Origin of the sequence: Amycolatopsis sp. NPDC051371, from assembly GCF_040682155.1 — a bacterium.
In the GTDB taxonomy this organism is placed as follows: domain Bacteria; phylum Actinomycetota; class Actinomycetes; order Mycobacteriales; family Pseudonocardiaceae; genus Amycolatopsis.
This window is the reverse complement of record NZ_JBFBAG010000008.1, coordinates 191,483-203,772: the sequence shown is the minus strand read 5'-3', so window position 1 is coordinate 203,772 and position 12,290 is coordinate 191,483. Positions and strand designations below refer to the sequence as shown.

The following is a 12,290-nucleotide window of genomic DNA, read 5'->3' as shown; positions in this document are numbered from 1 at the left end:
TCTAACCTAGCACTCGGCGAACCGGGTACCAGCGGAGGCTCCGGGATTTGAACCCGGGAGGGGGGGTTACCCCCAACCGCATTAGCAGTGCGGCGCCATAGACCAGACTAGGCGAAGCCTCCTGGGCCCAACGACCACTGCTCAGATAGGTTACACACCCCCCGATCACCCTCCGACAGGACCCCCCTCACGCTCGTTGCAGCAGTCTGAGCAGGAGCGGAGAGCGTCCGCCGAGGCCTTCCGCCTCGAACGTCGCGATGCCGACGCGCGGGAGTTCGCGCACCCCCGGGTAGACCAGATAGCGAGGTACCCAGCGGGGTTGGAACTTCGCGTTGAACTTGTACAGCGTCTCGATCTGGATCCAGCGCGAAAAGAAGTGCAAGACCTTCGCCGCCGTCTTGGCGACCGGGCCGGCGCCGATGCGCTGGCCCTGTTCCATCAACGCCCGGAACGCGGCGAAGTTCAGGGACACCTGCTCGACGCCGTGCCTTCCCGCCGCCAGCAGGAGCTCCGAAATCATCAGCTCGTTGACGCCGTTGTCGGCCGTGCGGTCGCGGCGCATGACGTCCAGCGAAAGGCCCGTCGAGCCCCACGGGACGAACTGGAGCACGCCGCGCACGCGGCCGCCCTGCTCGGCCGTCACCAGCACCGAACCCGCGTCGCCCATGCGACCGAGCGCCATCGAAAACCCGCGCTCGGTGTCCGTGCCGCGCCAGTTCGCGGCCAACGTCACCAGCTCGTTCAGCTCACCCTCGCGCAGGTCCTCGGCCCGGCGCACCAGCACCTTGTAGCCCGCGCGCTTCGTGCGGGCCGCGGCCTGGCGGACGCCGCGCATGACGCGTCCGTCCAAGGTGAACCCTTCGGCGTCGACGACCGCTTCGTCGCCGATCTCCAGGACCTCCAGGCCGAACCGGGCCCAGACCGTCGCGCCCAGCTCCGAGACGCCCATCGCCGCCGGGACCCAGCCGCCCGTGCGGCAGACCTCCAGGTACTCCTCGATCGCGCCCGGCCACGCCTCGTGGTCGCCGAGCGGGTCGGCCGAGCACAGCGCGACCCCGGCGATCACGCGGTAGGTGACCGCCGCCTTGCCGGTCTTCGAGAACACCGCGAACTTGTCGCGCCGCAACGCGAAGTAACCGAGCGAATCCCGTTCGCCGTGCTCGTCCAGCAGCTTGCGCAGGCGATCGACCTCGTCGTCGGACAGCCGGGGCGCCGGCTCGGCCGAGCGCAGCAGGAAGTACGCCGAGACGAGGATCGCGGCGAGCCCGAACAGCAGGCCGACGGCCGCGGTCATGTCCTCCAGCCACATCTGGTGGAACACGGCGGGCCCGCTGGCGCCGACCAGCGCGAGCGCGGACTCCGCCAGGCGGTCCGGGAAGCTCATCGGCTCCAGCACCGCTCGCGACGCCACCGACAGCAGGATGACGTTGATCCCGAACCCGGCCAGCGCCAGCTGCAGGAACACGCGCACCGCGCGCCAGCGGCCGACCACCGGGTCCGGCTTCGCGACGAAGTAGCGCCGGCTCGCGATCAGGCCCACCAGCAGCACCACCGACACCAGCCCGGCGCCGAAGACGTGCCGGAGCCCGATGTGCGACACCGTGAGCAGCACCGTCGCGCCGATCGCCAGCTGCCAGGCCCGGCGCTTGCGGCGCCGCAGGCCCGCGGCCAGCAGCACGAGCAGCACGCCCGTCACCAGCGCCACGGTCGCCGCCGCGACCGTCGCCTCCTGCGGCAGCTCCAGCCACTCCGACAGGTGTCCACGCAGGTTTCGCCGCCCGGCCGGCACCAGGACCGACACGAGTGTCATCAGTCCGGCCAGCCGGGTCACCCAGGTGATCACCCCCACGGTGGTGGCTCCCGCCACCCGCCAGGTGGTCTGCGCGCGAGTCCCCGTCACCACCCGTACAACCCGTTGTGGACGATCATGCTTCCCCCATTCACCCCCCGGCGAGCTCCACGAACGGCGTCAACGCCGCCGGGTTGGCCAGCGCGTCTCGGCTGACGGCCCGGTCGGGAGCCACACCGGCGAGGATCTTCTTCACCGGTACCTCACACTTCTTACCGTTCAAGGTACGAGGAATCTCCTGAACCACGACGAACCGATCGGGTACATGCCTCGGTGACAGCGCGCTACGGAGTTCCTTCTTCAGCCTAGGCTCGACGTCTTCCAGTTCGACGCCGGCCGCCAGCACGAGGAAACAGATCAGCTGCCCGTCGTCGTTGCCGGCCGCCGAAGTGTCCACGACCAGGGAATCCGCGACCTCGTCGTAGCCCTCGACGACCCGGTAGAACTCCGCCGTGCCCATCCGGACGCCGCCGCGGTTGAGCGTCGAGTCGCTGCGGCCGTAGATCACCGCCGAGCCGCGGCTGGTGACGCGGATCCAGTCGCCGTGGCGCCACCGCCCCGGGTACATCTCGAAGTACGCCTCACGCAGGCGCGAGCCGTCCGGGTCGTTCCAGAAGAAGACCGGCATCGACGGCATCGGCTTCGTGATCACCAGCTCGCCGACCTGCTCGATGACGGCGTTGCCGGCCTCGTCGAACGCGTTGACCGCGGCGCCCAGTGCCGGGCAGGACAGCTCCCCCAGCCAGACGGGCACGTCGGGTGCCGACGCGACGAACGCCGCGCAGAGGTCGGTCCCGCCGGAGACCGAGCAGATCTGCACCTTCTTCCCGACCTCGTTCACGATCCAGCGGAAGCCCTCGACGCTCAGCGGCGCCCCGGTGGAGCCGAGCGCGCGCAACGCCGTCAGGTCGTAGCGCTCGGCGGGTTTGATGCCCGCCTTCAGGCAGCTCTGGATGAACGGCGCCGAGGTCCCGAAGTACGTCACGCGGTGCTGCTCGGCCAGGTGCCAGAGCGCGTTGAGGTCCGGATGGCCGGGACTGCCGTCGTAGAGCACGATCGTCGTGCCGACCAGCAGGCCGGAGATGAGGAAGTTCCACATCATCCAGCCCGTGGTGCTGAACCAGAAGAACCGGTCGCCCGGCCCGAGGTCCGTCTGCAGCGCGAGGGCCTTGAGGTGCTCCAGCGTGATGCCGCCGTGGCCGTGGACGATGCCCTTCGGCAGGCCGGTGGTGCCGGAGGAGTAGAGCACCCACAGCGGGTGCGCGAACTCGACCGGCTCGAACAGCAGCGGCGCGCCTTCGTGCGCCGCGAGCAGCTCGGCCCAGTCGAGCGCGCCGTCCATCCGCCCTTCGCCGACGTACTGGACGAGCACGGTCGCGGCCAGCGCCGGTAGCTTCGCCTGCAGGTCGGCGATCGTCGTCCGGATGTCGAACTGCCGGCCGTTGTACGCGTAGGCGTTGACGGCGAAGAGCACCTTCGGCTCGATCTGCACGAAGCGGTCCGCGACCGCGCGGACACCGAAGTCCGGCGAGCACGACGACCAGATCGCTCCGACGCTCGCCGCGGCGAGGAACGCGACCAGCGTCTGCGGGCAGTTCGGGGCCAGCGCGACGACGCGGTCGCCCTTGCCGACGCCCAGTTCGAGGAACGCGGCCCGCGCGGCGGCGACCTGCGCGCGAAGCTCGCCGTACGTCAGGTGGTCCGCGAAGCCGTCTTCGCGGTGGAAGATCACCGCGGTTTCGTCGTCGCCCTTCGTGGCGCCCGCGACGCCGGGGGTGAGCGCGTGCTCGGCGTAGTTCAGCGTGGCGCCGTCGAACCAGACGGCGTCCGGCATCTCACCGGAGAGCACCTCACGCGGCTGGTCGTGCCAGCGGACGCCGAGGAAGTCCGCGACCGCCGTCCAGAAGTCCGGGCCGCGCTCGACCGAGAACTCCCAGAGCGAGCGGTAGTCGTCCACCTCGACGCCGCGTTCGGCGCGCAGCCACTGGCGGAAGGCTTCGATCTTGGTGTCGGCAACGTGGCTCGGCTCAGGGCGCCAGAGCACTTCGGGGGCGTCGGCGGTGTGCGTCACGTCACGAGCGTAATCCTTCGGATCGCTCGGTGACGGCCCTCGGAATCCCTACCGCAGGTGGGCGTCGAACCAGCTGAGCGTGCGCTGCCAGGCCTCGGCGGCCGCGCCCGGGTCGGCGTCGAAGCGGTGGTTCGCGCCCGGGTAGTGGACGACGTTCGTGGCGACCTTCGCCGACGCCGCGGCGTCACGCAGGCGCTCGACCTCGGCGCCACCCGCCTCGTCGCCGGCGTCGCCGTACATGCCGAGCCACGGGCTGGTGAGCTTCCCGGCGATCTCGACCAGCGCGGGCAGTTCGGCGGACTGCTGCCCGCCGACGCTGACGGCGGCGCCCAGCCTGCGGTGCGACGCGACGACGAGCGCCGCGGTGCCACCGAGGTCGAAGCCCATGACGCCGAGCAGGTCGGCCTGGACGCCGCGTTCGACGAGCCAGGCGAGTGTGATGTCCGTCGCGTCGAGCAGGTCCCGCTGGGTCAGCTCCGCGTTTTCGAGGTGCGGGGTGACGGTCAGCCAGCCCTCGATGGCGAGGCTGGCGAGCAGCATCTTGACGCCGTCGGTGACCCCGTCCGCCTCGTGCAGGACCACCAAACCGCCGCGTAGCGCGCCTTCGGGCTCCGAGAAGGTCAGGCGCAGGGTGCGGCCGTCGGTGCGCTGGTAGTCCACGGTGCTGGTCGACGTCATACGTCACTCAATCACTTCGAGGTGAACGGCGGGAACCCATTCTGGCAGCTCGGCTGGTCACATACCGCCTGAAGGGAGTCGCGGGGCGGCGGGCGGAAAAGATACGGTGGCCGGGTCGTCCCGTTCAATCGGAGGAGCGCCGAAGATGTCGTCCGTGTCCCCTCGCGCAGATCTTGAATCGTTGCCGAAATACATCCCCGGCCGGACGATCGAAGGCGCGATCAAGCTGGCGAGCAACGAGGTGCCCGGCGGCGCGCTGCCGAGCGTCGCGCGCGCGATCGCCGAAGCCGCGGCGGGCATCAACCGCTACCCCGACACCGGCTCGCAGGCCTTGCGCGAGCGGCTGGCGCGCGACCTGGACGTGCCGGTCGAGCACGTCGCGATCGGCTGCGGCTCGGTCTCCCTGTGCCAGCAGACGATCCAGGCGGTCTGCGCGCCTGGTGACGAGGTGATCTTCGCCTGGCGCTCGTTCGAGGCGTACCCGATCGTCACGCAGGTGGCGAACGCCGTGTCGGTGAAGGTCCCGATCACCGAGGGCCAGGAGCTCGACCTCGACGCGATGCTCGCGGCGATCACCGACCGGACGCGCGTCGTCTTCGTCTGCAACCCCAACAACCCGACCGGCACGGCGGTGCGCCGCGCGGAGCTGGAGCGGTTCCTCGACGCCGTCCCGGAGCACGTGCTGGTGGTGCTGGACGAGGCGTACAAGGAGTTCGTCACCGACCCCGAGGTGCCCGACGGCGTCGAGTACACGCGGACGCGCCCGAACGTCATGGTGCTGCGCACGTTCTCGAAGGCGTACGGCCTCGCGGGCCTTCGCGTCGGTTACGCCGTCGCGCCGCAGGCGATCGCCGACGCGCTTCGCCAGGTGTACGTCGCCTTCTCGGTGAACATGCTGGCCCAGGTCGCGGCGCTGGCGTCGCTCGACGCGGCCGGCGAGCTGCTGGAGCGTTGCAAGGAGATCGTCACCGAACGCGGGCGGGTGCGGGACGCACTGCTCGAAGCCGGTTATCGGGTGCCCGAGACGCAGGCGAACTTCGTCTGGCTGCCCCTGGGCGATCAGGCCGTGCCGTTCGCCGAGCACGCGCTGGACCGCAAGCTCGTGGTGCGCCCGTTCGCCGGCGACGGCGTGCGCGTGACCATCGGGACCCGCGAGGAGAACGACCTCTTCCTGGCCGCGGCGCGCGACTTCAGTCGCTGAACTGCTTGACCACCAGCTGGATCACGGCGGCGACGCCGATCACGACGATCACGCCGCGCAGCACCGCCGGCGGCAGCTTCCGGCCGATCTTCGCGCCGAGGAAGCCGCCGGCGGTCGACCCGACGGCCAGCCAGAGCACCACCGGCCAGCTGATCGGCGCGACGAACGCGTAGATCACCCCGGCGACGACGTTGACCACGGCGGCGAGGACGTTCTTGACGCCGTTGAGCTTCTGCAGCGGTTCGGACAGCAACATCCCCATGACGGCCATCAGCATCACGCCCTGCGCGGCGGTGAAGTACCCGCCGTAGATGCCGATGACGAAGATGAAGAACATCAGCAGCGGGCCGGCTTTGTGCTCTTCGCCGTTTTCTTCGCGGCGCTTGGCGACCCATTTGGAGACGCGCGGCTGCACGATCACGAGGATCACGGCCAGCCCGACGAGCACGGGAACGACGGCTTCGAAGGCATCCTTCGGCAGCGACAGCAGCAGGATGGTGCCGCCGATGGCGCCGAGGAACGACGCGACGGCGAACTTCGCGAGTTGCGGCCAGTAGCCGGTGAGCTCGTGCCGGTAACCCCAGGCCCCGCTGAGCGTGCCGGGCGCGAGGCCGATGGCGTTGGACGTCGTCGCGGTGACGGGCGGGTAGCCCAGCGCCACGAGGACCGGGAAGGTGACGAGAGTCCCCGACCCGACGACGGCGTTGATGGTGCCCGCCCAGATCCCGGCGACGACGATGATCGCCGCGTGCCACCACGTCATTTAGCGCTCACGTGCGGAGCCTAAGCATCTCGGGGTGGGGCCGCGAAGCGGATGGGCTCAGATGTGGCAGGCGAGACAGTCACCGCGGGGGCTTGGTGGTCGTTCGCGTCCAGTGCCAGGTCCTTGAACCGCGCGGTCATTCCGTTCCTTCCAGTACGTGAGCGGGGACGACGTCGGACTCCACGCGCCAGCCGAGGGAGCCGTACAACCCTCACCCCGCGACACCGGCCAGCCGCGCGCCCACGCCCCCCGGATGTCCGTGTTCGCGATCATGACAGCCACCACCGACAGTTTCCGGAGCTGACAGGATGGGCGGCGTGGACACCGAGCAGGTCTGGAGCGCGACCGTCGATCGGCTGCGGTCGCTGATCGACTCCGGGAAGCTGCCGCCGGGCTCCCGGCTGCCCGCCGAACGCGTCCTGTGCGAGGACCTCGGCATCAGCCGCGGGTCGCTGCGGCAGGCGCTGCGCGTGCTCGACTCCATCGGCTACGTCCGGATCCGCGCCGGCTCCGGCACCTACGTCCGGGAGCAGCAGGAACAGCCCCTGCGCACCTGGTTCACCGAGCACGACCAGCTCGTCGAAAAGCTCTTCGACCTGCGCGCGACCGTCGAGCCGACCCTCGCCGAACGGCTTGCCCGGCAGGCGACGGCGAAGACCGTGAGCCGCCTCGAGGACAACGTCGCCGAGATGGCGCGGGCGGCCGAAGACGGCGACATGCTGCACGTCATCGCCGCCGACGCCGAGTTCCACCGGGTGATCGCGCAGAACGCCGGCAACGACGACGTCGCCGGGCTGCTGCGGAACGTGCTCGCGCTGGTCGGCGAGGAACGGCGGGCGGCGCTGCGGCTGCCCGGCCAGATCCGCAAGGCCGTCGACGACCACCGCGCCATCCTCGACGCCATCCGCCGGTCCGACCCGGCCGCGGCCCGCGAGCTGACCCTCAAGCACCTGGTCGACGCCAAGACCTACGCGCACGACTTCGCCGCGCACCCCGAAGAGCGCTAGACTTTTCATAACATTGTGAAAGTTCTGGGGGTCGTGATGGAGAAGGTACACTTCACCGAAGAAAAAGCCACGATGCTGGCCACGCTGTACGGCCGCGCGCTCGACAGCCGCGAGGCCGACCCGGTGCTCGGCGATCACGCCGCCGACGAAGCCGTCCGGCAGATCGACTACGACTTCGCGCGGCTCGGCATCACTCGCGACAGCGCCGTGAGCGTCGTCCTGCGCGCGAAGCCGATCGACGAATGGGCCGCCGACTACCTGCGAAGCCACCCGGACGCGATCGTGCTGCACCTGGGCTGCGGGATGGACACGCGCTTCCAGCGCCTCGCCCCGCCGTCGTCGGTGCACTGGTACGACGTCGACTACCCCGAGGTCGTCGAGCTGCGCGAGAAGCTCTACGCGGCCGCGCCGAACCACACGAACATCGGCACGTCGGTGACGGACTTCGCGTGGCTCGACCAGGTGCCCTCGGATCGCCCGGCGCTGATCGTCGCCGAAGGCCTGACCATGTACCTGACGCCGGAGGACGGCACCGAGCTGATCCGCCGGCTGGTCGCGAAGTTCCCGTCGGGCGAGCTGATCTGCGACGTCTTCAGCAGGCTGGGCATCAAGGCGCAGAAGCTCAACACGCCGGTCCGGCGCGCCAAAGCGACGCTGCACTGGGGCGTCGACGACCCGCACGAGCTGGAGCGCTGCGGCCTGACGCTGGTGTCCTCTTTGGACGCGTCGCACTGGTCCACGCCGGAGGTGACGGCCCGCCTGCGGCCGGCCACGCGGTTCCAGCTGCGGATGCTGAAGTACTTCCCGGCACTGGCCCGGATGGCGAACATCGTGCGGTACCGCTTCTGACGCGACTCCAGCACCCGCGCGACGAAGCCGCAGATGTTGCTGCGCGGCCGAGACTTCGGCGCGGCATCGCCCCCTAGCGCGAACCCGATCACCTCGCCGCCCCATGCAGCCCGTGATCCGCACGGTAACCACCGGCCATCGGCGGTGGCCACGCATTTTCGGCCGTACGATCGACGCCGTGCGCAAGATCGCCGTGAGCAACTTCCGGGTGGTGTTGCGGACCAGCCTGGGCTTCGCCGGGCTCGGTCTCGGCTCCAGCGTCGCCGGGTCCGGGGTCGTCGCGCTGCTCCTGCTGCTGCAGGGCCTGCCCGGTGACGTCGGCGACCGGGGGTGGATCCTCGGGCTGACCGCCGCCGGGATCGTCGCGGTCTCGCTGCTCGCCGGGACGCTGTGGACGGCGTGGCTGCAGCGGCGCACCGCGATCTGGTTCGTGCTCGGCCGCCCGCCGTCGGAAAGCGAGGCGAAGCGCGCTCTGCGGCTGCCCGTCGACATGGCCGTGGTCAGCGGCACGCTCTGGCTGATCGGCACCGCCGTCCTCAGCGTGCTGGCCGGGGTGCTCGGGTCCAGCGAAGACGCCATCGGCATGGCCACGGTCATCGGGCTCGGCGGCCTCACCACCGTGGGGCTCACCTACCTCGCCGCCGAGTGGGTGGCGCGGCCGGTGATGACGATCGCGCTCGAGATCCTGCCGCCGAGCGGGTCGCTGCCGGTCACCGTGCTCACCCGGCTGATCGTCACCTGGGCGCTGGCCAGTGGCGTCCCGTTCGTCGGCGTCCTGCTCGTCGCGACGCCGCCGGAGCTGGGCGCCGGCAACCACACCGCCAGCCTGATCATGCTGTCGGTGATCGGCCTCGGCGTCGGCGCGATCGGCACCGCCCTGCTGGCCCGGGCCGTCGCGGCGCCGCTGCACCGGCTGCGCGTGGCCCTCGACCGGATCGCCCGCGGCGACAACGACGTCGCGGTCGACGTCGACGACTCCAGCGAGATCGGCCTGCTCCAGACGTCGGTGAACCAGCTCGCCGCCGGCCTGCGCGAGCAGGCGCGGATGCGGGACCTCTTCGGCAGGCACGTCGGCGCCGACGTCGCCCGGCACGCGCTGGAGTACGGCGCGTCGCTGTCCGGCGACGTCCGCGAGGTCACGGCGTTGTTCGTCGACGTCGTCGACTCGACCGCGCTCGCTTACCGCACGCCGCCCGAGGAGCTGGTCGAGAAGCTGAACCGGCTGTTCGCCGCGGTCGTCTCCGCGGTCGGCGCGCGCGGCGGGCTGGTCAACAAGTTCCAGGGCGACGCCGCGTTGTGCATCTTCGGCGCCCCGACGCGGCTCGCGGACGGGCCGACGGCCGCGCTGTCGGCGGCCCGCGCGATCCGGGACGCGGTGTGCGCGAACGGCGAGCTCGACCTCGGCATCGGCGTCTCGAGCGGCCCGGTGTTCGCCGGGCAGCTCGGCACCAGCAGCCGGCTCGAGTACACCGTCATCGGCGACGCGGTCAACGAGGCCGCGCGGCTGACCGAGCTGGCCAAGGCGGTGCCGTCACGGATCCTCGCCAGCGACGCCGTCGTCTCCGGGGCGCTGCCGAGCGAAGCCGCGCATTGGGAGAAGCACGGCGAGCTGGCGTTACGCGGCCGCCAAGAGCCGACGCCGACTTGGACGGCCGGCCCGGAACCTCAGGACAGCTGACCCAGATCCGGCCAGCGCAGCACCGTCGAGCCCCAGGTCAGGCCCGCGCCGAACGCACTGAGCAGCACGCGGTGCCCGGGGACGAGAGTGCCGTCGGCCTGTGCGTCGGCCAGGGCGAGCGGGATCGACGCGGCGCTGGTGTTGCCGACGCGGTCGATGTTGGCGACGACGGCGTCGGCCGGCATGCCGAGCTGCTTCGCCGTCGACTGGAGGATCCGGATGTTCGCCTGGTGACCGACGAAGCGGTCGACGTCACCGACCATCCAGCCCGCGCGCTCCAGCACGGTCCGCGACGACTCCGCCATCCGCGCGCAGGCGTGCCGGAACACCGCGGTGCCCTGCATCGCGAGGAAGCGGTCGCTCGGCTGGTCGGACAGCCGCCGCCGCGCGCCGCCGGCTTCGACCCACAGCAGGTCGGCCAGCTCGCCCTCGCTGTGCAGGTCGAACGGCCCGAACGCGCCGGGCTCGTCGGGCTCGCCGGCCCGCAGCAGGACGGCGCCCGCGCCGTCGCCGAAGATGGGGACGGTCGTGCGGTCGCCGGGGTCGATGAGGGTGGTGAAGGTGTCGGCGCCGATCACGAGCACGCGCTCGGCGATGCCGCCCGCGATGAACCCCGCGGCCGTGGCCAGCGCGTAGACGAACCCGCTGCAGACGGCGTTGACGTCGAAGGCGGCGGCCGTGCCGAGCCCGAGCCGGGCGGCGACCTGCGGCGCACTGGCCGGGCAGGACTGGTCGGGGGTCGAGGTGGCGAGGACGACGACGTCGGCGGAACCACCCGCGAGGGCTTCGCGACCCGCCCCGACGGCGAGGTCCACAGTGGACTCGTCGGGTCCGGCGACGCGGCGCTCCCGGATACCGGTGCGGGTCCGGATCCACTCGTCCGTGGTGTCGAGCCGGGCGGCGATCTCGTCGTTGCCCAGGACTGTCGTCGGCAGCCACGAACCGATTCCGGTCAGCACGGCGGCAGGTGCGGGCACGGCGGAGCCTCCCCACGCCGGCGGGTTGGCGGGAGCGTCCGGCTGGTCTTCCACTTGTATGCGCTACCCCCTGGTAGACCGGTGAGTTGTGTTCCAGGTCACTGGAAAAGTTGTTTCACTTTCCCCGGGGACGGAGTAGTGAGCGACGTCACGCAAGAGTGAGCGCGGAGCGAACGCCACGCGAATCGTCGGGGGTCCCGGCTAGCCTGCTGGAGTGCAGACTCCCGACCTCGACCAGCTGGACATCGCCATCCTCGCCTGCCTCCAGGACGACGCCCGCACCATCGCGGAGACGATCGGCGCGAAGGTCGGCCTGTCGGCCGCGGCGGTGCAACGGCGGATCAAGCGGCTGCGCGAAGCGGGAGTCATCGAGCGCGAGGTCGCGGTGCTGTCCCCGGCGGCGCTCGGGCTGAGCATGACGTTCGTCGTCATGGTCGAGATGGAGCGGGAGAACCTGGCGGTCCTGGACGCGTTCCGGCGCCAGATCCTCGCCGACGACTGCGTCCAGCAGTGCTACTACGTCACCGGCAACGCGGACTTCGTGCTGGTCGTGACGTGCCCGGACATGGCGGCCTTCGAGGCGTTCACCCGGCGGATGTTCTTCGACAACCCGAACGTCCGGCACTTCACGACGAGCGTGGCGATGGACCGGGTGAAGGTCGGGCTCAGCCTGCCGCTGGGGCCGTAGGCGGGGTCCAGGACCACAGCTTCTCCGTCTGCTTCCGGATCACCGACGCGGGCGCGCGCATGCCGAGCCGGTTGAGCGCGTACCCGAGGCGTGACGTCGTCAGTGCCATCGCGCCCTTCTGACGGGCCATCCGCGCGATCCGCGTCCTCGATCGCCTGGCAGGCGCCCTGGCCCATGTCCGGAGTCATCGCATGGGCCGCGTCGCCGAGCAGCGCCACCCGGCCGCGGACCTCGGCCAGGTCGTCGTCGTAGCGGACGCCCGGCCGGCGTTCGTGCACGGCGAGGGCCCAGTACACCCGCTCGCCGCCGATCGGGTGGGCCAGGAAGTACGCACCGCGGCCGAAGGTGAACGTGCCGGCCTCCGCCCAGCCCGCTTTGACGAGGGCGAGCGCCGCCGTGACGCCGTCGATGCCCGCGCCGGCCACCACTGCTTTCATCGCGGTCCCTCCAGTGCCTCGGCCAGCCACGCGAACGTGTCCCGGGCGGCACGCTCGTCGCCGGGTTCGAACAGCGCCAGGCCGTCGTCGGC

Annotated in this window: 11 protein-coding genes, 1 tRNA gene and 1 pseudogene; 5 read left to right on the top strand and 8 right to left on the bottom strand. The window is 70.9% G+C overall.

What is annotated here, in order from left to right:
• Positions 1-32: 32 nt before the first annotated feature.
• From AB0M59_RS13345 to AB0M59_RS13330, 4 genes are all read right to left on the bottom strand, one after another.
• Positions 33-122, bottom strand: a tRNA-Ser gene (locus AB0M59_RS13345).
• Between the two features lie 65 nt (positions 123-187).
• Complete coding sequence (locus AB0M59_RS13340) at positions 188-1,903, bottom strand: phosphatidylglycerol lysyltransferase domain-containing protein (RefSeq protein WP_364613459.1); 1,716 nt, start codon at positions 1,901-1,903, stop codon at positions 188-190.
• Positions 1,904-1,940: 37 nt separating this feature from the next.
• Positions 1,941-3,920: an acetoacetate--CoA ligase gene (locus AB0M59_RS13335; RefSeq protein ID WP_364613456.1), complete on the bottom strand. Its 1,980-nt coding sequence runs from the start codon at positions 3,918-3,920 to the stop codon at positions 1,941-1,943.
• 48 nt (positions 3,921-3,968) lie between these two features.
• Complete coding sequence (locus AB0M59_RS13330) at positions 3,969-4,598, bottom strand: dienelactone hydrolase family protein (RefSeq protein ID WP_364613453.1); 630 nt, start codon at positions 4,596-4,598, stop codon at positions 3,969-3,971.
• 145 nt (positions 4,599-4,743) lie between these two features.
• Between AB0M59_RS13330 and hisC the strand changes: the two genes are divergently transcribed.
• Positions 4,744-5,799 (top strand): histidinol-phosphate transaminase, encoded by a 1,056-nt coding sequence (gene hisC, locus AB0M59_RS13325; RefSeq protein ID WP_364613450.1) that lies wholly within the window; start codon positions 4,744-4,746, stop codon positions 5,797-5,799.
• Here hisC and AB0M59_RS13320 read toward each other — a convergent pair.
• Complete coding sequence (locus AB0M59_RS13320; RefSeq protein ID WP_364613447.1) at positions 5,789-6,562, bottom strand: sulfite exporter TauE/SafE family protein; 774 nt, start codon at positions 6,560-6,562, stop codon at positions 5,789-5,791. The genes hisC and AB0M59_RS13320 overlap by 11 nt on opposite strands.
• 317 nt (positions 6,563-6,879) lie before the next feature.
• On the opposite strand from AB0M59_RS13320, the gene AB0M59_RS13315 reads away from it, so the two are divergent.
• The 3 genes from AB0M59_RS13315 (at position 6,880) to AB0M59_RS13305 (ending at position 10,096) form a co-directional block, all read left to right on the top strand.
• Entirely contained in the window at positions 6,880-7,569 is a 690-nt protein-coding gene (locus tag AB0M59_RS13315; protein ID WP_364613444.1) for a FadR/GntR family transcriptional regulator, read from the top strand.
• A gap of 36 nt (positions 7,570-7,605) precedes the next feature.
• On the top strand, positions 7,606-8,418 hold the full coding sequence (locus AB0M59_RS13310; protein ID WP_364613441.1) for a class I SAM-dependent methyltransferase: 813 nt from the start codon (positions 7,606-7,608) through the stop codon (positions 8,416-8,418).
• 178 nt (positions 8,419-8,596) lie between these two features.
• Complete coding sequence (locus AB0M59_RS13305; RefSeq protein ID WP_364613438.1) at positions 8,597-10,096, top strand: adenylate/guanylate cyclase domain-containing protein; 1,500 nt, start codon at positions 8,597-8,599, stop codon at positions 10,094-10,096.
• Here AB0M59_RS13305 and AB0M59_RS13300 read toward each other — a convergent pair.
• Positions 10,084-11,073 (bottom strand): beta-ketoacyl-ACP synthase III, encoded by a 990-nt coding sequence (locus AB0M59_RS13300; protein ID WP_364613435.1) that lies wholly within the window; start codon positions 11,071-11,073, stop codon positions 10,084-10,086. The two genes, AB0M59_RS13305 and AB0M59_RS13300, sit on opposite strands and share 13 nt — an antisense overlap.
• Positions 11,074-11,287: 214 nt before the next feature.
• On the opposite strand from AB0M59_RS13300, the gene AB0M59_RS13295 reads away from it, so the two are divergent.
• Positions 11,288-11,761, top strand: a complete 474-nt coding sequence (locus AB0M59_RS13295) for an Lrp/AsnC family transcriptional regulator (RefSeq protein WP_364613432.1) — start codon at positions 11,288-11,290, stop codon at positions 11,759-11,761.
• Here the strand turns inward: AB0M59_RS13295 and AB0M59_RS13290 are convergent.
• Together AB0M59_RS13290 and AB0M59_RS13285 are read right to left on the bottom strand one after the other, a co-directional pair.
• Positions 11,739-11,891 (bottom strand): hypothetical protein, encoded by a 153-nt coding sequence (locus tag AB0M59_RS13290; protein WP_364613584.1) that lies wholly within the window; start codon positions 11,889-11,891, stop codon positions 11,739-11,741. The genes AB0M59_RS13295 and AB0M59_RS13290 overlap by 23 nt on opposite strands.
• A gap of 10 nt (positions 11,892-11,901) precedes the next feature.
• Positions 11,902-11,991, bottom strand: a pseudogene (locus AB0M59_RS13285) (FAD-dependent monooxygenase); the annotation flags it as partial.
• Between the last annotated feature and the right edge of the window lie 299 nt (positions 11,992-12,290).

What these genes read in the sequence shown, in the direction of transcription:
- AB0M59_RS13330 (WP_364613453.1), bottom strand. Translation starts at nt 4,598, where the DNA reads ATGACGTCGACCAGCACCGTGGACTACCAGCGCACCGACGGCCGCACC.
- hisC (WP_364613450.1), top strand. Translation starts at nt 4,744, where the DNA reads ATGTCGTCCGTGTCCCCTCGCGCAGATCTTGAATCGTTGCCGAAATAC.
- AB0M59_RS13320 (WP_364613447.1), bottom strand. Translation starts at nt 6,562, where the DNA reads ATGACGTGGTGGCACGCGGCGATCATCGTCGTCGCCGGGATCTGGGCG.
- AB0M59_RS13310 (WP_364613441.1), top strand. Translation starts at nt 7,606, where the DNA reads ATGGAGAAGGTACACTTCACCGAAGAAAAAGCCACGATGCTGGCCACG.
- AB0M59_RS13290 (WP_364613584.1), bottom strand. Translation starts at nt 11,891, where the DNA reads ATGGCCCGTCAGAAGGGCGCGATGGCACTGACGACGTCACGCCTCGGG.